The 18234-nt window shown below is 61.2% G+C and carries 24 protein-coding genes; 17 read left to right on the top strand and 7 right to left on the bottom strand.

What is annotated here, in order from left to right:
- The 5 genes from D8U61_RS05570 to D8U61_RS05550 all read left to right on the top strand — a co-directional run.
- On the top strand, positions 1 to 512 hold a 512-nt coding region (locus tag D8U61_RS05570; protein ID WP_130926545.1), incomplete at its 5' end, for a YqgE/AlgH family protein.
- The gene (gene ruvX / locus D8U61_RS05565) at positions 512 to 949 is read left to right on the top strand and encodes a Holliday junction resolvase RuvX (protein ID WP_016772738.1); all 438 of its coding nucleotides are present in this window, start codon (positions 512 to 514) and stop codon (positions 947 to 949) included. The genes D8U61_RS05570 and ruvX, both read left to right, overlap by 1 nt.
- Before the next feature lie 81 nt (positions 950 to 1030).
- Positions 1031 to 1537, top strand: coding sequence for a bifunctional pyr operon transcriptional regulator/uracil phosphoribosyltransferase PyrR (gene pyrR / locus D8U61_RS05560; protein ID WP_130888298.1), 507 nt, complete (start codon positions 1031 to 1033; stop codon positions 1535 to 1537).
- A 27-nt stretch (positions 1538 to 1564) separates the two neighbouring features.
- On the top strand, positions 1565 to 2569 hold the full coding sequence (locus tag D8U61_RS05555) for an aspartate carbamoyltransferase catalytic subunit (RefSeq protein WP_130926544.1): 1005 nt from the start codon (positions 1565 to 1567) through the stop codon (positions 2567 to 2569).
- A complete protein-coding gene (locus D8U61_RS05550) occupies positions 2566 to 3837 on the top strand; it encodes a dihydroorotase (protein ID WP_042606567.1) in 1272 nt (423 codons plus the stop codon). The genes D8U61_RS05555 and D8U61_RS05550 overlap by 4 nt, the downstream gene beginning before the upstream one ends.
- 158 nt (positions 3838 to 3995) lie before the next feature.
- Here D8U61_RS05550 and D8U61_RS05545 read toward each other — a convergent pair whose 3' ends face one another.
- Positions 3996 to 4430, bottom strand: coding sequence for a TM2 domain-containing protein (locus tag D8U61_RS05545; protein ID WP_016772734.1), 435 nt, complete (start codon positions 4428 to 4430; stop codon positions 3996 to 3998).
- Positions 4431 to 4678: 248 nt separating this feature from the next.
- On the opposite strand from D8U61_RS05545, the gene D8U61_RS05540 reads away from it, so the two are divergent.
- Positions 4679 to 5296: a C40 family peptidase gene (locus D8U61_RS05540; protein ID WP_024014657.1), complete on the top strand. Its 618-nt coding sequence runs from the start codon at positions 4679 to 4681 to the stop codon at positions 5294 to 5296.
- A 149-nt stretch (positions 5297 to 5445) separates the two neighbouring features.
- Here the strand turns inward: D8U61_RS05540 and D8U61_RS05535 are convergent, their stop codons facing one another.
- Positions 5446 to 6480: a type IV pilus twitching motility protein PilT gene (locus D8U61_RS05535; RefSeq protein WP_016772732.1), complete on the bottom strand. Its 1035-nt coding sequence runs from the start codon at positions 6478 to 6480 to the stop codon at positions 5446 to 5448.
- A 56-nt stretch (positions 6481 to 6536) separates the two neighbouring features.
- Here D8U61_RS05535 and D8U61_RS05530 point away from each other — a divergent pair, with 56 nt between their 5' ends.
- The 10 genes from D8U61_RS05530 (at position 6537) to D8U61_RS05485 (ending at position 13979) form a co-directional block, all read left to right on the top strand.
- The gene (locus D8U61_RS05530) at positions 6537 to 7223 is read left to right on the top strand and encodes a YggS family pyridoxal phosphate-dependent enzyme (RefSeq protein ID WP_130902721.1); all 687 of its coding nucleotides are present in this window, start codon (positions 6537 to 6539) and stop codon (positions 7221 to 7223) included.
- Between the two features lie 23 nt (positions 7224 to 7246).
- Complete coding sequence (gene proC / locus D8U61_RS05525; RefSeq protein WP_130926543.1) at positions 7247 to 8065, top strand: pyrroline-5-carboxylate reductase; 819 nt, start codon at positions 7247 to 7249, stop codon at positions 8063 to 8065.
- A gap of 11 nt (positions 8066 to 8076) precedes the next feature.
- Positions 8077 to 8667: a YggT family protein gene (locus tag D8U61_RS05520; RefSeq protein ID WP_016772729.1), complete on the top strand. Its 591-nt coding sequence runs from the start codon at positions 8077 to 8079 to the stop codon at positions 8665 to 8667.
- A 254-nt stretch (positions 8668 to 8921) separates the two neighbouring features.
- Positions 8922 to 10061, top strand: coding sequence for a homoserine O-acetyltransferase (locus tag D8U61_RS05515; protein ID WP_130888301.1), 1140 nt, complete (start codon positions 8922 to 8924; stop codon positions 10059 to 10061).
- 7 nt (positions 10062 to 10068) lie between these two features.
- Entirely contained in the window at positions 10069 to 10689 is a 621-nt protein-coding gene (gene metW / locus D8U61_RS05510) for a methionine biosynthesis protein MetW (RefSeq protein WP_024014659.1), read from the top strand.
- Between the two features lie 26 nt (positions 10690 to 10715).
- Positions 10716 to 11150, top strand: a complete 435-nt coding sequence (locus D8U61_RS05505; protein ID WP_122506138.1) for a DUF4426 domain-containing protein — start codon at positions 10716 to 10718, stop codon at positions 11148 to 11150.
- The gene (gene rdgB / locus D8U61_RS05500) at positions 11147 to 11743 is read left to right on the top strand and encodes an RdgB/HAM1 family non-canonical purine NTP pyrophosphatase (protein WP_024014661.1); all 597 of its coding nucleotides are present in this window, start codon (positions 11147 to 11149) and stop codon (positions 11741 to 11743) included. Before D8U61_RS05505 ends, rdgB begins: the two co-directional genes overlap by 4 nt.
- Positions 11740 to 12945, top strand: a complete 1206-nt coding sequence (hemW, locus tag D8U61_RS05495) for a radical SAM family heme chaperone HemW (protein ID WP_130926542.1) — start codon at positions 11740 to 11742, stop codon at positions 12943 to 12945. Before rdgB ends, hemW begins: the two co-directional genes overlap by 4 nt.
- Positions 12946 to 12967: 22 nt before the next feature.
- Entirely contained in the window at positions 12968 to 13291 is a 324-nt protein-coding gene (locus D8U61_RS05490) for a DUF3392 domain-containing protein (protein ID WP_008083808.1), read from the top strand.
- A 139-nt stretch (positions 13292 to 13430) separates the two neighbouring features.
- Positions 13431 to 13979: an RNA 2'-phosphotransferase gene (locus D8U61_RS05485; protein ID WP_130926541.1), complete on the top strand. Its 549-nt coding sequence runs from the start codon at positions 13431 to 13433 to the stop codon at positions 13977 to 13979.
- 129 nt (positions 13980 to 14108) lie between these two features.
- On the opposite strand, the gene trmB is transcribed toward D8U61_RS05485, so the two are convergent.
- From trmB to D8U61_RS05465, 4 genes are all read right to left on the bottom strand, one after another.
- The gene (gene trmB, locus D8U61_RS05480; RefSeq protein ID WP_130926540.1) at positions 14109 to 14834 is read right to left on the bottom strand and encodes a tRNA (guanosine(46)-N7)-methyltransferase TrmB; all 726 of its coding nucleotides are present in this window, start codon (positions 14832 to 14834) and stop codon (positions 14109 to 14111) included.
- 9 nt (positions 14835 to 14843) lie between these two features.
- A complete protein-coding gene (locus D8U61_RS05475) occupies positions 14844 to 15638 on the bottom strand; it encodes a thiazole synthase (RefSeq protein WP_007964131.1) in 795 nt (264 codons plus the stop codon).
- Positions 15639 to 15699: 61 nt separating this feature from the next.
- Entirely contained in the window at positions 15700 to 15900 is a 201-nt protein-coding gene (gene thiS / locus D8U61_RS05470; protein WP_038861193.1) for a sulfur carrier protein ThiS, read from the bottom strand.
- Between the two features lie 71 nt (positions 15901 to 15971).
- Entirely contained in the window at positions 15972 to 16352 is a 381-nt protein-coding gene (locus D8U61_RS05465) for a DUF423 domain-containing protein (protein ID WP_130926539.1), read from the bottom strand.
- Between the two features lie 74 nt (positions 16353 to 16426).
- Between D8U61_RS05465 and mtgA the strand changes: the two genes are divergently transcribed.
- Positions 16427 to 17149 (top strand): monofunctional biosynthetic peptidoglycan transglycosylase, encoded by a 723-nt coding sequence (gene mtgA / locus D8U61_RS05460; RefSeq protein ID WP_016772718.1) that lies wholly within the window; start codon positions 16427 to 16429, stop codon positions 17147 to 17149.
- A 181-nt stretch (positions 17150 to 17330) separates the two neighbouring features.
- Here the strand turns inward: mtgA and rpoH are convergent, their stop codons facing one another.
- The gene (gene rpoH, locus D8U61_RS05455) at positions 17331 to 18185 is read right to left on the bottom strand and encodes an RNA polymerase sigma factor RpoH (RefSeq protein ID WP_016772717.1); all 855 of its coding nucleotides are present in this window, start codon (positions 18183 to 18185) and stop codon (positions 17331 to 17333) included.
- Positions 18186 to 18234 lie beyond the last annotated feature (49 nt).

Below are 18234 nucleotides of genomic sequence, written 5' to 3'. Positions count from 1 at the left end.
CCGACCCGAACTTTGCCCACACCTTGACCTACATCGTCGAGCACACGGCCAATGGCGCGATGGGGCTGGTGGTCAACAGGCCGCAAGACTTGAACCTGGCCGACATCCTCGAACAGCTGCGCCCGGACATCGAGCCGCCGGCGCGTTGCCAGGATGTGCCGATCTTCATCGGCGGGCCGGTGCAGACCGATCGCGGTTTCGTCCTGCACCCGGCGGGCCAAACGTTCCAGGCCACGGCGCAGCTGGACGGCGACCTGGCCCTGTCGACTTCGCAGGACGTGCTGTTTGCCATCGCTGACGGCGTCGGCCCCGCGCAGAGCCTGATCACCCTCGGTTACGCCGGTTGGGAAGCCGGACAACTGGAAGCCGAACTGGCCGACAACGCTTGGCTGACCTGCCCGTTCAACGCCGACATACTCTTCAACACCCGCAGCGAATTGCGCCTGGAAGCGGCAGCGCGGCACTTGGGCATCGACCTCAATCTGCTCACCAGCCAGGCAGGTCACGCCTGATGGCCCTGCGCCTGATTCTCGGCTTCGACTACGGCACCAAACAGATCGGCGTCGCGGTCGGCCAGGTCATCACCGGCCAGGCCCGCGAGCTGTGCACCCTGAAAGCGCAGAACGGCGTGCCGAACTGGGATCAGGTCGAAGCGCTGATAAAAGAATGGAAACCCGACGCCGTGGTGGTCGGCCTGCCGCTGAACATGGACGGCACGCCCAGCGAGATGTGCGTACGCGCGGAGAAATTCGCCCGCCGCCTCAACGGCCGCTACAACCTGCCCTTCTATACCCACGACGAACGCCTGACCACTTTCGAAGCCAAGGGCGAGCGACTGGTGCGTGGCGGGCAGAAAGGCAGTTACCGCGACAACCCGGTGGACGCCATCGCCGCCGCCCTGTTGCTGCAGGGCTGGCTCGATGAAAACACTGCATTGTTTGAATCCTGACAAGCGCTTCGGCGCTTTTCTTTTGGTTATAAACCGAGCTTCGTCCGGCAGGACGCAGCGCGGAATCACGAAGGAGCAACCATGAGCCTGCCCAATCCCGCCGATCTGATCAGCCAGATGGCGACCCGCCTCAAGGCGCACCTTGCCCAGCGTGACATCAGCGAACCGCGTTACATCGGCATCCGCACCGGCGGCATCTGGGTCGCGCAGGCGCTGCTCAAGGAAATGGCCAGCGATGCGCCACTGGGCACGCTGGATGTATCCTTCTACCGCGACGACTTCAGCCAGAACGGCCTGCACCCGCAAGTGCGCCCATCCGCCCTGCCCTTCGAGATCGAAGGCCAGCATCTGGTGCTGATCGACGACGTGCTGATGAGCGGTCGGACCATCCGCGCCGCCATGAATGAACTGTTCGATTACGGCCGCCCGGCCAGCGTCACCCTGGTCTGCCTGCTGGACCTGGACGCCGGCGAGTTGCCGATCCGCCCGAACGTGGTCGGCGCCACCCTGACCCTGGCCGGCAACCAGCGGGTCAAGTTGTCCGGCCCCGAGCCGCTGACGCTTGAACTGCAAGACGTCACCCTTTAATCCGCCCTATTGAGAGTCCCCCTCGCGATGACGCCTCTAGATACCAAGCGCCCGCTGCAGCTCAATGATCAGGGCCAGCTGCGCCACTTCCTCTCGCTCGACGGCCTGCGCCGCGAGTTGCTGACGGAAATCCTCGACACTGCCGACTCGTTCCTTGAAGTCGGCGCCCGGGCGGTGAAGAAGGTCCCGTTGCTGCGCGGCAAGACCGTGTGCAACGTGTTCTTCGAAAACTCCACGCGCACCCGCACCACGTTTGAACTGGCGGCCCAGCGGCTGTCGGCGGACGTGATCACCCTGAACGTGTCGACATCGTCGGCGAGCAAGGGCGAAACGCTGCTCGATACCCTGCGCAACCTTGAAGCGATGGCTGCCGACATGTTCGTCGTGCGCCACGGCGACTCGGGCGCGGCGCACTTCATCGCCGAGCATGTCTGCCCGCAGGTGGCGATCATCAACGGCGGCGACGGCCGGCATGCGCACCCGACCCAGGGCATGCTCGACATGCTCACCATCCGTCGGCACAAGGGCGGTTTCGAAAATCTTTCGGTGGCGATCGTCGGCGACATCCTCCATTCGCGGGTGGCGCGCTCGAACATGCTCGCGCTGAAGACCCTCGGCTGCCCGGACATCCGCCTGATCGCGCCGAAAACCCTGCTGCCGATCGGCATCGAGCAATACGGCGTCAAGGTCTACACCGACATGGCCGAAGGCCTGAAGGACGTCGACGTGGTGATCATGCTGCGTCTGCAACGTGAGCGCATGACCGGCGGCCTGCTGCCCAGCGAAGGCGAGTTCTATCGCCTGTTCGGCCTGACCACCGCACGTCTGGCCGGGGCCAAACCCGATTGCATCGTCATGCACCCGGGCCCGATCAACCGTGGCGTGGAGATCGAGTCGGCGGTGGCCGACGGCCCGCACTCGGTGATCCTCAATCAAGTGACCTACGGCATCGCGATTCGTATGGCTGTGCTGTCCATGGCCATGAGCGGGCAGACTGCGCAACGTCAATTCGAGCAGGAGAACGCCCAGTGAAGCTCAGCATTCTCGGCGCACGCGTCATCGATCCCAGCAGCGGCCTGGATCAAATCACCGACATCCACGTTGAAGCCTGCAAGATCGTCGCGCTCGGCGCCGCACCGGCCGGTTTCAGCGCAGTGGAAACCATCGATGCCCAAGGTCTGGTCGCCGCGCCTGGCCTGGTCGACCTCAACGTTGCCCTGCGCGAGCCGGGCTACAGCCGCAAAGGCTCGATCGTCAGCGAAACCCGCGCCGCCGCTGCCGGTGGCGTGACCAGCCTGTGCTGCCCGCCGAAGACCAGACCGGTGCTCGACACATCCGCCGTGGCCGAACTGATCCTCGACCGCGCCCGCGAGGCTGGCAACACCAAAGTGTTCCCGATTGGCGCGCTGAGCAAAGGTCTGGACGGTGAGCAACTGGCCGAACTGGTCGCGCTGCGCGACGCCGGTTGCGTGGCGTTCGGCAACGGTCTGGAGAGCTTCCGCAACAGCCGCACCCTGTGCCGGGCGCTGGAATACGCGGCGACTTTCGACCTGACGGTGATCTTCAACTCGCAGGACCACGATCTGGCCGAGGGCGGTCTCGCTCACGAAGGCGCGGTCGCCAGTTTCCTAGGCCTGCCGGGCATCCCGGAAACCGCCGAAACCGTGGCGCTGGCTCGCGATCTGCTACTGGTCGAGCAGACCGGCGTGCGTGCGCATTTCAGCCAGTTGACCAGTGCGCGCGGTGTGGCGCTGATTGCTCAGGCGCAGGCCCGTGGCTTGAAGGTAACGGCGGATGTTGCGTTGTATCAGCTGATCCTGACTGACGAAGCGCTGATCGACTTCAACAGCCTCTACCACGTTCAGCCGCCGCTGCGCACCCGTGCTGACCGTGATGGCCTGCGTGAAGCGGTGAAGTCCGGGGTGGTCTCGGCCATTTCCAGCCATCACCAGCCCCACGAGCGCGACGCCAAACTGGCACCGTTCGGCGCCACCGAGCCGGGCATCAGCAGTGTTGAGTTGCTGCTGCCGCTGGCGATGACGCTGGTCGAGGATGGTTTGCTCGACTTGCCGACGCTGCTGGCACGTCTCAGCGCAGGCCCGGCCGAAGCCCTGCGCCTGCCGGCGGGCAAACTGGCGGTAGGTGGTGCGGCGGATATCGTGCTGTTCGATCCGAAGGCATCGACGGTGGCTGGTGAGCACTGGCTGTCGAAGGGCGAGAACTGCCCGTTCATCGGCCACAGTCTGCCGGGCGTGGTGCGCTATACGCTGGTGGATGGGCGGATTACTCACCAGGCATGACTTGCTGCTGAGGGAGATTGTGGGGAGGGGATTTATCCCCGTTCGGCTGCGTAGCAGTCGCGAAGCCATTGCACGCGGTGGAACAAATCCACCGCGTTCTCGGATTCAGGACCGCTTCGCGGCCCAACGGGGATAATCCCCTCGCCACTACTTACTGGTTACTGAAAGGCGCCGCGATTCTGCGCGTTGCGCACCGACACCTGATCGTTCAGGGTCCAGAAGTCATACAGCACGCCAATAAAGAACAACCCGCCGGTCAGCAGATACAGCAGGCCGCTGATCCATTTGCCCTGATACATCCGGTGCACGCCGAACACACCGAGGAAAGTCAGCAGAATCCACGCGACGTTGTACTCGATCGGCCCGGCGGCAAAGCGCAAATCCGCTTCGCGATCCATCGCCGGGATCAGAAACAGGTCGATCAGCCAGCCAATCCCCAGCAAACCGAAGGTGAAGAACCAGATCGTTCCGGTCACCGGCTTGCCGTAATAAAAGCGGTGCGCACCGGTGAATCCGAAAATCCACAGCAGGTAGCCGATGACTTTGCTGTGAGTGTCTTTTTCTTTCACGCGGGGGAGCTGATAGCTGTTCATTAAGACCTCATTGCACTCGATAGATAAATATTCTTCATTTCTTTGTGACTTTTTTACAGGTGGCCGACGTATGGCAAATGTTACCGTTGCTAGCGCGAAACCCTTGTAAAACCTGACTTCTGTCGGACAATTGCGTACTTTTTGAGCGTTTTTGGTTCCGTAGGCGGCGGAATGAATCGATGAACGGCCTCGGAACGGCAAAAAAAGCTGTTATAAAGTTGCGCGCTATCACTTATGAGCCACGCCTAATGCGACCATTTTTCAAGACATGGCTGACTATTTGCCTATTAATGCCACTGGCCGCCCACGCCACCAATCGTGAGCAACGTCTTCCCAACGTCAACGGATTCACCCCTAAATCCCATGCTTCGGCTCCTTCGAGCAAAAGCAGCAAGAGCAAGACCACCACGCTGAGCAGCAAGAGCCGCAGCAAGCTGGTGCCACCGATGGCGAGCAAGGAAAGCAGCAATGTGCTGAGCCGTGCGGTAAACGTCCTCGGTACACCTTATCGTTGGGGCGGCAGCAGCCCAAGTAAAGGCTTCGATTGCAGCGGTCTGGTGAAATATGCGTTCAACGACGCTACGTTCGACCTGCCACGCACCTCCAATGCCATGGCCAGCGGTCACGGCGAGAAAGTCGAGCGCAAGGATCTGAAGCCGGGCGATCTGATTTTCTTCAACATCAAGAGCCGTCGGGTCAACCACGTTGCCATCTACCTGGGCAACGACCGCTTCATCCACGCCCCGCGCCGGGGCAAAGCGGTAAGCATCGACACGCTGAACAAGCCGTACTGGGAAAAGCATTACGTTGTGGCCAAGCGCGTGTTGCCGAAAGAACAACAGCAACTGCGCGTAGTCCAGCGCTGAGCTGTTTGATCTCCTGAATCAGCTTCAGCAGTACCGGCCTTTTCGCGAGCAGGCTCGCTCCCACAGAAAAATGCATTCCAGCTGAAGGAATACGGTTTGATGTGGGAGCGAGCCTGCTCGCGAGGGGCCGGCAGCCGCACCACCGACCCTCAGAAGTTATCCGGGGTGCGCGCCTTCTCCCGCGCATGCTCGCGGCTGATCAAGCCCTTGGTCACCAGATCCTTCAGGCACATATCGAGTGTCTGCATCCCCAACGACCCACCGGTCTGAATCGCTGAATACATCTGCGCCACCTTGTCCTCGCGAATGAGGTTACGGATCGCCGATGTCCCGAGCATGATTTCATGCGCCGCCACCCGCCCGCCGCCGATCTTCTTGATCAACGTCTGCGACACTACCGCCAGCAACGACTCCGACAGCATCGAACGGACCATCGACTTCTCGTCGCCGGGGAACACATCCACCACGCGGTCGATGGTCTTCGCCGCCGAGGTCGTGTGCAGCGTGCCGAACACCAGATGCCCGGTCTCGGCGGCGGTCAGCGCCAGGCGAATGGTTTCAAGATCACGCATCTCGCCAACCAGAATCACGTCCGGGTCTTCACGCAGGGCCGAGCGCAGTGCGGTGGCGAAGCTGCGCGTATCGCGATGGACTTCGCGCTGATTGATCAGGCATTTGCGCGATTCATGGACGAACTCGATGGGGTCTTCGATGGTGAGAATGTGGTGATGGCGATGGGTGTTGAGGTAATCGATCATCGCCGCCAGCGTGGTCGACTTGCCGGAGCCGGTCGGCCCGGTGACCAGCACCAGCCCGCGCGGCGCGTCGGTGATCTTGCGGAAAACATCGCCCATGGCGAGGTCTTCCATGCTCAGCACTTTCGACGGAATAGTGCGGAACACGGCGCCGGCACCACGATTCTGGTTAAAGGCGTTGACCCGAAAGCGCGCCACGCCGGGTACATCGAAGGAAAAATCCGTTTCCAGATTTTTCTCGAATTCGATGCGCTGGGTGTCGTTCATGATGTCGTAGATCAGATCGTGCACTTGCTTGTGATCCAGCGCCGGCAGATTGATCCGTCGCACGTCGCCATCGACGCGAATCATCGGCGGCAGGCCGGCCGACAGGTGCAGGTCGGAAGCGCCCTGTTTGGCGCTGAAGGCCAGCAGTTCAGTGATATCCATAGCGTCCCTCAATTCCAGTAGAATGCCGCGAACCTACAGACCGCCGGCGCCTCTTGATGTCCACGATAGCAGACAACATCCTTCAGGTTAGTTCGCGCATCCAGGCAGCGGCGAAAGCTGCGCACCGCGACGAAAACAGCATCCATTTGCTCGCCGTGAGCAAGACCAAACCCGCCCAGGCCCTGCGGGAAGCCTATGCGGCGGGCCTGCGCGACTTCGGCGAGAACTACTTGCAGGAAGCCCTGGGCAAACAGCTGGAGCTGGCCGACCTGCCCTTGATCTGGCACTTCATCGGCCCTATTCAATCGAACAAGACTCGGGCGATTGCCGAGCATTTCGACTGGGTGCACTCCGTGGATCGTCTGAAAATTGCCCAACGCCTGTCCGAACAACGCCCGGCCGAACTGCCGCCACTGAACATCTGCATTCAGGTCAATGTCAGCGGCGAGGCGAGCAAATCCGGTTGCACCCCGGCCGATCTGCCAGCGCTGGCCGAGGCCATCAGCGCGCTGCCACGCTTGAAACTGCGCGGACTGATGGCGATTCCCGAGCCGACCGAGGAGCGCGCTGAACAGGACGCTGCCTTCGCCGCCGTACAGGAATTGCAGGCGAGCCTCGCTCTGCCGCTCGACACACTGTCCATGGGCATGAGCCACGACCTTGAGTCGGCCATCGCCCAAGGCGCCACCTGGGTGCGGATCGGTACCGCGCTGTTTGGCGCCAGAGATTATTCCCAGTCTTGAACGTTTCCAGATAAGGACCACACATGAGCAACACACGTATTGCGTTTATCGGTGCGGGCAACATGGCGGCCAGTCTGATTGGCGGCTTGCGCGCCAAAGGTCTGGAAGCGGCGCAGATCCGCGCCAGCGATCCGGGCGAAGACACCCGCGCCAAAGTCAGCGCCGAACACGGCATCGAAACCTTCGCTGACAACGCCCAGGCCATCGACGGCGTCGATGTCATCGTCCTGGCGGTCAAGCCACAGGCGATGAAAGCCGTGTGCGAGGCGATTCGCCCAAGCCTGAAACCGAATCAAGTGGTGGTGTCGATCGCCGCCGGCATCACCTGCGCGAGCATGACTGCATGGCTCGGCGAGCAGCCGATCGTGCGCTGCATGCCGAACACTCCGGCGCTGCTGCGTCAGGGTGTCAGCGGTCTGTACGCGACCAGCGAAGTGAGCGCCGAGCAGCGCCAGCAAGCCGAAGAGCTGCTGTCCGCCGTCGGCATCGCCCTGTGGCTGGAAGAAGAACAGCAACTGGACGCAGTCACCGCAGTGTCCGGCTCCGGCCCGGCGTACTTCTTCCTGCTGATCGAAGCGATGACCGCCGCCGGCGTCAAACTTGGCCTGCCAAAAGAGATCGCTGAGCAACTGACCGTGCAGACTGCTCTGGGCGCCGCGCACATGGCGGTGTCCAGCGATGTCGACGCCGCCGAACTGCGTCGCCGCGTGACCTCGCCAAACGGCACCACGGAAGCTGCGATCAAATCATTCCAGGCTGGCGGCTTCGAAGCGCTGGTTGAAACCGCACTCGGCGCCGCCGCGCACCGCTCGGCCGAAATGGCCGAACAACTGGGCAAATAAAGGAGCCTTACATGATCGGATTGAACACCGCAGCGGTTTACGTGCTGCAAACCCTCGGCAGCCTGTACCTGCTGATCGTGCTGCTGCGCTTCGTCCTGCAACTGGTGCGGGCGAACTTCTACAACCCGCTGTGCCAGTTCGTGGTCAAGGCCACTCAGCCGCTGCTCAAGCCTTTGCGCCGGATCATCCCGAGCCTGTTCGGCCTCGACATGTCGTCGCTGGTGCTGGCGATTCTGGTGCAACTGCTGCTGATGGCGCTGACCCTGCTGCTGACCTACGGCACCACTGGCAACCCGCTGCAACTGGTGATCTGGTCGCTGATCGGCGTCACTGCACTGTTCCTGAAGATCTTCTTCTTCGCCCTGATCATCAGCGTAATCCTGTCGTGGGTCGCACCGGGCAGCCACAATCCGGGCGCTGAACTGGTCAACCAGATCTGTGAACCGGCGCTGGCACCGTTCCGCCGCTTCCTGCCGAATCTCGGTGGCCTGGACCTGTCGCCGATCTTCGCCTTCCTTGCACTGAAATTGATCGACATGCTGGTGATCAACAATCTGGCGGCGATGACGATGATGCCGGAGATTCTGCGTTTGCTGATGTGAGGTGAGAGGGATTGGCGCTCGGCTTGATATGGCGTCGTCTGCGCCCCTCACCCCAGCCCTCTCCCAAGGGAGAGGGAGCCGATTTGTGTTGAGCTCAAGATTGGAGTTCGACTCGCAATTATCAGGTCGGCGCAGTTCGACAGAACACCTTGGTCAGTCCCCTCTCCCTCTGGGAGAGGGTTAGGGTGAGGGCTGCTTGCCGCTAACCCCCCCGGTCTTTAGACTTACGCCTCATTTCAACGAGAGCAGGGTCGATGCCAACTGCCTTTCCCGCCGATTCTGTTGGTCTGGTAACGCCGCAAACCGCGCATTTCAGCGAACCGCTGACGCTGGCCTGTGGCCGTTCGCTGGCCGCTTATGACCTGATTTATGAAACCTACGGCACGCTGAACGCCCAGGCGAGCAACGCCGTGCTGATCTGCCACGCGCTGTCCGGTCATCATCACGCCGCTGGTTATCACAGCGTCGACGACCGCAAGCCCGGTTGGTGGGACAGCTGCATCGGCCCCGGCAAGCCGATCGACACCAACAAGTTCTTTGTGGTCAGCCTGAACAACCTCGGTGGCTGCAACGGCTCCACCGGCCCGAGCAGTATCAACCCGGAAACCGGCAAGCCGTTCGGCGCCGATTTCCCGGTGCTCACCGTGGAAGACTGGGTGCACAGCCAAGCGCGTCTGGCTGACCTGCTCGGCATCCGCCAGTGGGCAGCGGTGATCGGCGGCAGCCTCGGCGGCATGCAGGCCCTGCAATGGACCATCACCTACCCGGATCGCGTACGTCACTGCTTGGCGATCGCCTCGGCGCCTAAATTGTCGGCGCAGAACATCGCCTTCAACGAAGTCGCGCGTCAGGCGATCCTCACCGATCCGGAATTCCACGGTGGTTCGTTCCAGGAAGCGGGCGTGATCCCCAAGCGCGGGCTGATGCTCGCGCGCATGGTCGGGCACATCACCTATCTGTCCGATGATTCAATGGGTGAGAAATTCGGCCGTGGCCTGAAGAGCGAAAAGCTCAACTACGACTTCCACAGTGTCGAGTTCCAGGTCGAAAGCTACCTGCGTTATCAGGGCGAAGAGTTCTCCGGGCGCTTCGATGCCAACACCTATCTGTTGATGACCAAAGCGCTGGATTACTTCGATCCAGCGGCTAACTTCGACGATGACCTGGCGAAAACCTTCGAAAACGCCACGGCCAAGTTCTGCGTGATGTCGTTCACCACCGACTGGCGCTTCTCCCCGGCGCGCTCGCGGGAACTGGTGGATGCGCTGATGGCCGCGCGCAAGGACGTCAGTTATCTGGAAATCGACGCCCCCCAGGGCCACGACGCCTTCCTGATTCCGATCCCGCGCTATTTGCAGGCGTTCGGCAATTACATGAACCGCATTTCGTTGTGAGAAAGCCATGAGAGCTGATCTGGAAATCATCCAGGAATGGATCCCCGCCGGCAGCCGCGTCCTCGACCTGGGTTGCGGTGACGGCGAGCTGCTGACCTGGCTGCGCGACAACAAGAACGTCACCGGTTATGGCCTGGAAAACGACGCCGACAACATCGCCGAGTGCGTGGCCAAGGGCATCAACGTCATCGAGCAGGATCTGGACAAAGGCCTGGGCAACTTCGCCAGCAACAGTTTCGACATCGTCGTCATGACCCAGGCCCTGCAAGCGGTGCATTACCCGGACAAGATCCTCGACGAAATGCTCCGGGTCGGCCGGCAGTGCATCATCACTTTCCCCAATTTCGGCCACTGGCGCTGCCGCTGGTACCTGGCGAGCAAGGGCCGCATGCCGGTCTCGGAATTCCTGCCCTACACCTGGTACAACACGCCGAACATCCACTTCTGCACCTTCGAGGACTTCGAAGAACTGTGCCGCGAACGTGACGCCAAGGTCATTGATCGGCTTGCCGTGGATCAACAGCACCGCCACGGGTGGGCCAGTAAGCTATGGCCTAATCTGTTAGGTGAAATCGGTATCTACCGCGTCAGCAGTCCGCAGTTGGCGGACCACCGAGTCGCGGTCTGAGCCTGGGCATTCGAAGGAGCACGAACATGAGTCGTCTAGCGTTGCTGTTACTCACCGCCTGCCTGAGCGCCAGCGCCATGGCGGCGGACGTCATCAAAGGTGAACGCAAGGAAACCTTCGGCGACATCACGGTGCACTACAACACGTTCAACTCGACGTTCCTGCAACCGGACATCGCCAAGGCTGCCGAGCTGATCCGCAGCAAGAATCAGGGCGTGATCAACGTCTCGGTGGTCAAGGACGGCAAACCGGTGATCGCCAGCGTCACCGGCACGGTCAAGGACCTGACCAGCAACAGCGTGCCGCTGAAATTCCGCCAGGTCACCGAACAGGGCGCGATCTACTACATCGCCCAGTACCCGGTGCCGCAGCAGGAAACCCGCACCTTTGAAATCAAGGTGCAGAACGGCGACAAGATCAACACCATCAATTTCAACCAAGAACTCTTTCCCGGCGAATGATGAACATCAAGCAGCTCGTACTGGCCAGCCATAACGCCGGCAAACTCAAAGAACTCCAGGCCATGCTCGGCGACTCGGTGCAACTGCGCTCGATTGGCGAGTGGAGCAAGGTCGAACCGGAAGAAACCGGCCTGTCGTTTGTCGAGAACGCGATCCTCAAGGCCCGCAATGCCGCGCGTATTTCAGGGCTGCCGGCACTGGCCGACGACTCCGGGCTGGCAGTGGATTTCCTTGGCGGTGCGCCGGGCATCTATTCGGCGCGTTACGCCGACGGCCAGGGCGATGCGGCGAACAACGCCAAACTGCTCGATGCGCTCAAGGACGTGCCACAAGCCGAGCGCGGCGCGCAGTTCGTCTGTGTATTGGCACTGGTGCGCCACGCCGATGATCCGCTGCCGATCCTCTGCGAAGGCCTGTGGCACGGGCGCATCCTCACCGCTGCCAGCGGCGAGCACGGCTTCGGTTATGACCCACTGTTCTGGGTGCCGGAGCGCGACTGCTCCAGCGCCGAACTGAGCCCGGCCGACAAAAACCAGATCAGCCACCGCGCCCGTGCAATGGATCTGCTGCGCCAGCGTCTGGGCTTGAAATGACCACTGATTCTTCCGCGTCGTCGCTGATCATCGGCGGCGCCGCGTCCTCGCCTCGGGCACCGCTGCCAACCCTGCCGCCCCTGGCGCTGTACATCCACATTCCGTGGTGTGTACGCAAATGCCCGTATTGCGATTTCAACTCGCACACCGCCAGCCCGGTGCTGCCTGAGCAGGAATACGTCGACGCGCTGCTGGCCGATCTCGACCAGGATCTGCATGCGGTGTATGGCCGTGAGCTGACCTCGATTTTCTTCGGTGGCGGGACGCCGAGCCTGTTCAGCGCCGAAGCCCTCGGACGCTTGTTGCAGGGCGTCGAGCAACGCATCCCGTTCGCCGATGACATCGAAATCACCCTTGAGGCCAATCCGGGCACCTTCGAGCAAGAGAAGTTTGTTGCTTATCGCAAGCTGGGGATCAATCGCCTGTCGATCGGCATCCAGAGTTTCCAGCAGGAAAAGCTTGAAGCCCTCGGCCGCATCCACAATGGTGACGAAGCCGTGCGTGCGGCGGGCATGGCCCGGCAGGCCGGGTTCGATAACTTCAACCTCGACCTGATGCATGGTTTGCCCGATCAGTCGCTGGACGATGCCCTGAGCGATCTGCGCCAGGCCATCGCGCTGAAGCCGACGCACATTTCCTGGTATCAGCTGACGCTGGAGCCCAATACGGTGTTCTGGAACCAGCCGCCAGTGCTGCCGGAAGACGACACCCTGTGGGACATTCAGGAAGCCGGTCAGGCGCTGCTGGCCGAGCACGGTTACGCGCAGTACGAAGTTTCGGCGTATGCCCAGGCCGGTCGCCCGGCGCGGCATAACCTCAATTACTGGAGTTTTGGCGACTTCATCGGCATCGGCGCCGGCGCCCATGGCAAGCTGAGTCATCCGGACGGGCGCATCGTGCGCACGTGGAAAACCCGCCTGCCGAAGGATTATCTGAACCCAGCGAAGAGTTTTCAGGCTGGCGAGAAATCGCTGAGCAATGACGAGATACCCTTCGAGTTCCTGATGAACGCCCTGCGCCTGACCGCCGGGGTCGAATCGCGCCTGTATCCGGAGCGCACCGGCCTGTCGCTGGAGACCCTCGCCGAAGGCCGGCGCGAGGCCGAACAAAGCGGCCTGTTGCAGGTCGAACCGTCACGCCTGGCGGCGACCGAACGCGGCCAGCTGTTCCTCAACGATTTGCTGCAACAATTTCTGAACTGACTTCAGCTCAAAGGGAAAACGCATGGATTTGATACTCGACCTGCTGGCCACCGTCTCCCGCTGGAGCCGCAGCAATCTCTCGGAAATCGCTTTGGCGCTGGTCGGTTGCCTGCTGGTGCTGTTCGGCGCTGACTTCAAAGGCTGGGTCGAGCAACGGCTGGGCAGCATCGCCGGCGCCCTGCGCGTGCCGCTGATGGCCCTGCTCTGCCTGATCGGCAGCGGCGCCGCGCTGATCTACGCCACGCCGTGGGTGATCAAAGGCCTGAGCCAGTTCAACAACTACAGCCTGGCGCCGGTGCTGCTGGTGGTGTTGGTACTGATCGGCGTCGTCGCCGACCGCCGCTGATCCCGCAAGCACCCCGAAACAAAATGTGGGAGCGAGCCTGCTCGCGAAGGCGTCATGACATCCAACATCATCGTTGATTGTCAGACCGCTTTCGCGAGCAGGCTCGCTCCCACAGTTGATTGCAATGAAAGGGAAGTTCATGAGTAAAAAACTACTGGATGAGACAAGCAAATTTCTCAGCTTCGTGTTGCGTCACCAGCCTCAAGCGATCGGACTGAATCTGAATTCGGAAGGCTGGGCAAATATCGATGCACTGATCAGCGGCGCGGCGCGTGATGGCAGACATTCAAGTCGTGAGCTGATTGAAAACGTCGTAACCAGCAGTGACAAGAAGCGTTTTACGATTTCCGCTGATGGCCACTGTATACGCGCTGTTCAAGGCCACTCGACGAAAAGCGTTGATCTGCAATTCGAGCAGAAACAGCCACCGCAAACGCTCTACCACGGAACAGCGACGCGTTTTCTCGACTCGATCCACGAACAAGGCTTGATTCCAGGACAACGCCATCAGGTGCATCTGTCCGATGAGATCGCCACCGCGTCGGCCGTGGGTCAACGCTACGGAACGCCAGTCGTTCTGAAGGTTGCCGCGAAGCAGATGGAAGAACAGGGCTTCAAGTTCTATCAGGCCGAAAATGGCGTCTGGTTGACAGAGCAGGTGCCCGCTCGATTTCTTGCCCCCCTGTAATCTCCTCATACACAAAACAATTGTGGGAGCGAGCCTGCTCGCGAAGGCGTCTTAACATCCAACATCATCGTTGATTGTCAGACCGCTTTCGCGAGCAGGCTCGCTCCCACAGTTTTTATTGCGTGATGCTTAAGCGAACTTTTCGAACTTCAGATCCCACACGCCATGGCCAAGACGTTCACCACGGCGTTCGAACTTGGTGATCGGGCGTTCGGCCGGGCGTGGGACGCATTTGCCATCTTCGGCGAGGTTGCGGTAGCCCGGGGCGACGTTCATCACTTCCAGCATGTACTCGGCGTACGGTTCCCAGTCGGTGGCCATGTGCAGAATGCCGCCGACCTTCAACTTGCTGCGCACCAGTTCAGCGAACGAGGCCTGGACGATGCGGCGCTTGTGGTGGCGGCTCTTGTGCCACGGATCCGGGAAAAACAGCATCAGACGATCGAGGCTGTTGTCGGCGATGCAGCGGTTGAGCACTTCGATCGCGTCGCAATCGTAGACCCGCAGGTTGGTCAGCCCTTGGGTCAACACGCCATTGAGCAGCGCGCCGACACCCGGACGATGCACTTCAACACCGATGAAATCCTGCTCCGGAGCGGCCGCGGCCATTTCCAGCAGCGAGTGGCCCATGCCGAAACCGATTTCCAGCGAGCGCGGTGCCGAGCGGCCGAACACCTGGTCGTAATCGACCGGCGCATCGGCCAGCGGCAGCACGTACAGCGGCGCGCCCTGGTCCAGGCCGCGTTGCTGGCCTTCGGTCATGCGCCCGGCGCGCATCACGAAACTCTTGATACGGCGGTGTTGGCGCTCGTCGCCTTCGTCCGGCTGGACAGGCGTGTCGTTCGATTCAGTCATCAATGGCTCTTACTTGATCAGACCATCCAGCGGCGAAGAGGCGCTGGCATAGAGTTTTTTCGGCATGCGGCCGGCGAGGTACGCCAGGCGACCGGCGACAATGGCGTGCTGCATGGCTTGCGCCATCATGACCGGTTGCTGGGCGTGGGCGATGGCCGAGTTCATCAGTACGGCGTCGCAACCCAGCTCCATCGCGATGGTCGCGTCGGAAGCGGTACCGACACCGGCATCCACCAGCACCGGGATCTTGGCTTCTTCGAGGATGATCTGCAGGTTGTACGGATTGCAGATGCCCAGACCGGAGCCGATCAGACCGGCCAGCGGCATCACGGCGATGCAGCCGATTTCCGCCAACTGGCGAGCGATGATCGGGTCATCGCTGGTGTAGACCATCACGTCGAAGCCTTCCTTGACCAGGGTTTCGGCGGCCTTGAGGGTTTCGATCACGTTGGGGAACAGGGTTTTCTGGTCGGCCAGCACTTCCAGCTTCACCAGATTGTGGCCATCGAGCAGCTCACGGGCCAGGCGGCAGGTGCGCACGGCTTCGATGGCGTCGTAGCAACCGGCAGTGTTCGGCAGGAAGGTGTAGCGATCCGGCGACAGCACTTCGAGCAGGTTCGGCTCGCCTTCGATCTGGCCCAGGTTGGTGCGGCGCACGGCGAAGGTGACGATCTCGGCACCCGAGGCTTCGATGGCCTGGCGGGTTTCTTCCATGTCACGGTACTTGCCGGTACCGACCAGCAAACGCGACTGGTAAGTACGACCGGCCAGCACAAAAGGCTTGTCGCTACGAACGATGCTCATGGGAAATCCTCTTCAAGGGTGAGGGTCTTGCAGAATTCTGTGCCCTTGCGGGCCGGGGCAATCAGCCGCCGCCGATGGCGTGGACCACTTCGACGTTGTCGCCGTCGTTCAATGTGGTGTCGGCATGCTGGCTGCGCGGGACGATGTCCAGATTGAGCTCGACCGCCACGCGACGTCCGGCCAGATCCAGACGGGTGATCAGGCCCGCAACGGTTTCACCGTCGGGCAATTCAAAGGACTCGCCGTTCAACTGAATGCGCATGCACAACGCCGCCATCATTTTTAGGGGCTGGCATTCTAGCCCGATCATGACCTAAAGGTCAGTACCAAGCGTCAAGCGGTTGGCTGCAAGCGCCAGGCGGCGAGGCCGAGGCAGATCCAACCGACCAGAAATGCCAAGCCACCGAACGGCGTGATGATGCCGAGTTTGCTGATGCCGGTCATGGTCAGCAGATACAGGCTGCCGGAGAACAACATAATGCCGACGGTGAAGGACAGGCCGGCCCAAGTAATCAGGCGCCCCTGAATCTGCGTGGCCAGCAGCGCAACGCCGAACAGCGCGAGTGTGTGCACCAGTTGGTAGGTGACGCCGGTGTGGAAAATCGTCAGGTATTCCGGCGTCAGACGGTTTTTCAGGCCGTGGGCGGCAAACGCGCCCAGCGCAACACCGGTGAATCCGAAAAAAGCGGCCAGCATCAAAAAGCCACGCAGCATGGGGAACTCCAGTCAGACGCCATCGGCAGGGTCTGTATAATGGCCCGCTCCACGGGTTCGGCCAAGCCATCTCTATGCTGCGTTCAATTTTCCGTCGTCTCACGAAGGCTCTGCTCTGGTTCGCCGGCGGCAGTGTCTTACTGGTGCTGGTGTTCCGCTTCGTGCCACCGCCGGGTACGGCGTTGATGGTCGAGCGCAAGGTCGAATCCTGGGTCGACGGCGAGCCGATCGACCTGCAGCGCACCTGGAAGCCGTGGGACGAGATTTCCGACGACCTGAAAGTGGCGGTGATTGCTGGCGAAGACCAGAAATTCCCCGAGCACTGGGGCTTCGATCTGCGCGCGATTCAGGCCGCTCTGGCCCACAACGAACTGGGCGGTTCGATTCGCGGGGCCAGCACCTTGAGCCAGCAGGTGTCGAAAAACCTCTTTCTGTGGTCTGGTCGCAGTTATCTGCGCAAAGGCCTGGAAGCGTGGTTTACCGCGCTGATCGAGGTGTTCTGGCCCAAGCAGCGGATTCTTGAGGTGTACCTGAACAGTGTCGAGTGGGATGACGGCGTGTTTGGCGCTGAAGCGGCGGCCCGCCATCACTTTGGCGTGAGCGCGAAGTCATTGTCGCGCCAGCAGGCGAGTTATCTGGCTGCCGTACTGCCCAATCCACGGGTGTGGAGCGCGAGTCATCCGACCGGTTATGTATCGCGACGCGCCGGGTGGATTCGGCAGCAGATGAGTCAGCTGGGCGGGGACAGTTACTTGCTCGGGCTGAATGATTCGCGACGGGCGCCTTGGGCTGAATAACACCGAAATTCCAATGTGGGAGCGAGCTTGCTCGCGAATGCGGTGGATCATTCAGCAGTGGCGGTGACTGACACTCCGCTTTCGCGAGCAAGCTCGCTCCCACATGGGTTTTGCGTAAAGCCAGAAATGAAAACGCCCCGATCATCGCTGATCGGGGCGTTTTTTATTGCTGATGCGCCGGTTACGCGGCGATCGACAACTTGAGCTTGTTCATCGCGCTCTTTTCGAGCTGACGGATTCGCTCGGCCGACACGTTGTACTTCTGCGCCAGATCGTGCAGTGTGGCTTTCTCTTCCGCCAGCCAGCGCTGGTAGAGGATGTCACGGCTGCGCTCGTCCAGCACTTCCAGTGCTTCGTGCAGGTTGGTGTTGGAGTTGTCGCTCCAGTCGGCATCTTCCAGTTGACGCGCCGGGTCGTACCGGTGGTCTTCCAGGTAGTTGGCCGGCGACTGGAAAGCGCTGTCGTCGTCGGCTTCGGCAGCCGGGTCGAAGGCCATGTCGTGGCCGGTCAGGCGGCTTTCCATCTCGCGCACTTCACGTGGTTCGACGCCAAGGCTTTCCGCCACACGGTGGACTTCCTCGTTGTTCAGCCACGCCAGACGCTTCTTCTGGCTGCGCAGGTTGAAGAACAGCTTGCGCTGGGCCTTGGTGGTCGCGACTTTCACAATGCGCCAGTTGCGCAGGATGAACTCGTGAATTTCCGCCTTGATCCAGTGCACGGCGAACGACACCAGACGCACGCCCATTTCCGGGTTGAAGCGCTTGACGGCCTTCATCAGGCCGACGTTGCCTTCCTGTATCAGGTCAGCCTGAGCCAGACCGTAGCCGGAATAGCTACGGGCAATGTGTACGACAAAACGCAGGTGGGCGAGCACCATCTGCCGAGCCGCCCCCAAATCCTGCTCATAGTAGAGACTCTCGGCCAGTTCACGCTCCTGCTCCGGCGTCAGCAATGGAATGCTGTTGACGGTGTGCACATAGGCTTCCAGGTTCGCACCCGGAACCAGCGCATACGCAGGTTGCAAAGAATTGGTCATACGAAAAAACCTCCCACTCACATACTCGTGCCTCTCGGCACTGCGAAAA

This window comes from Pseudomonas sp. Sample_14, from assembly GCF_004307515.1.
Lineage (GTDB): Bacteria > Pseudomonadota > Gammaproteobacteria > Pseudomonadales > Pseudomonadaceae > Aquipseudomonas > Aquipseudomonas atacamensis.
Note: the sequence above shows the minus strand (reverse complement) of the source record. Positions and strands in the feature narration are given on the sequence as shown.

Excerpts from the sequence above, each read along its gene's own strand:
- ruvX (WP_016772738.1), top strand. The coding sequence starts at position 512 with ATGGCCCTGCGCCTGATTCTCGGCTTCGACTACGGCACCAAACAGATC.
- pyrR (WP_130888298.1), top strand. The coding sequence starts at position 1,031 with ATGAGCCTGCCCAATCCCGCCGATCTGATCAGCCAGATGGCGACCCGC.
- D8U61_RS05555 (WP_130926544.1), top strand. The coding sequence starts at position 1,565 with ATGACGCCTCTAGATACCAAGCGCCCGCTGCAGCTCAATGATCAGGGC.
- D8U61_RS05545 (WP_016772734.1), bottom strand. The coding sequence starts at position 4,430 with ATGAACAGCTATCAGCTCCCCCGCGTGAAAGAAAAAGACACTCACAGC.
- D8U61_RS05540 (WP_024014657.1), top strand. The coding sequence starts at position 4,679 with ATGCGACCATTTTTCAAGACATGGCTGACTATTTGCCTATTAATGCCA.
- D8U61_RS05535 (WP_016772732.1), bottom strand. The coding sequence starts at position 6,480 with ATGGATATCACTGAACTGCTGGCCTTCAGCGCCAAACAGGGCGCTTCC.
- D8U61_RS05530 (WP_130902721.1), top strand. The coding sequence starts at position 6,537 with ATGTCCACGATAGCAGACAACATCCTTCAGGTTAGTTCGCGCATCCAG.
- proC (WP_130926543.1), top strand. The coding sequence starts at position 7,247 with ATGAGCAACACACGTATTGCGTTTATCGGTGCGGGCAACATGGCGGCC.
- D8U61_RS05520 (WP_016772729.1), top strand. The coding sequence starts at position 8,077 with ATGATCGGATTGAACACCGCAGCGGTTTACGTGCTGCAAACCCTCGGC.
- D8U61_RS05515 (WP_130888301.1), top strand. The coding sequence starts at position 8,922 with ATGCCAACTGCCTTTCCCGCCGATTCTGTTGGTCTGGTAACGCCGCAA.
- metW (WP_024014659.1), top strand. The coding sequence starts at position 10,069 with ATGAGAGCTGATCTGGAAATCATCCAGGAATGGATCCCCGCCGGCAGC.
- D8U61_RS05505 (WP_122506138.1), top strand. The coding sequence starts at position 10,716 with ATGAGTCGTCTAGCGTTGCTGTTACTCACCGCCTGCCTGAGCGCCAGC.
- rdgB (WP_024014661.1), top strand. The coding sequence starts at position 11,147 with ATGATGAACATCAAGCAGCTCGTACTGGCCAGCCATAACGCCGGCAAA.
- hemW (WP_130926542.1), top strand. The coding sequence starts at position 11,740 with ATGACCACTGATTCTTCCGCGTCGTCGCTGATCATCGGCGGCGCCGCG.
- D8U61_RS05490 (WP_008083808.1), top strand. The coding sequence starts at position 12,968 with ATGGATTTGATACTCGACCTGCTGGCCACCGTCTCCCGCTGGAGCCGC.
- D8U61_RS05485 (WP_130926541.1), top strand. The coding sequence starts at position 13,431 with ATGAGTAAAAAACTACTGGATGAGACAAGCAAATTTCTCAGCTTCGTG.
- trmB (WP_130926540.1), bottom strand. The coding sequence starts at position 14,834 with ATGACTGAATCGAACGACACGCCTGTCCAGCCGGACGAAGGCGACGAG.
- D8U61_RS05475 (WP_007964131.1), bottom strand. The coding sequence starts at position 15,638 with ATGAGCATCGTTCGTAGCGACAAGCCTTTTGTGCTGGCCGGTCGTACT.
- thiS (WP_038861193.1), bottom strand. The coding sequence starts at position 15,900 with ATGCGCATTCAGTTGAACGGCGAGTCCTTTGAATTGCCCGACGGTGAA.
- D8U61_RS05465 (WP_130926539.1), bottom strand. The coding sequence starts at position 16,352 with ATGCTGCGTGGCTTTTTGATGCTGGCCGCTTTTTTCGGATTCACCGGT.
- mtgA (WP_016772718.1), top strand. The coding sequence starts at position 16,427 with ATGCTGCGTTCAATTTTCCGTCGTCTCACGAAGGCTCTGCTCTGGTTC.
- rpoH (WP_016772717.1), bottom strand. The coding sequence starts at position 18,185 with ATGACCAATTCTTTGCAACCTGCGTATGCGCTGGTTCCGGGTGCGAAC.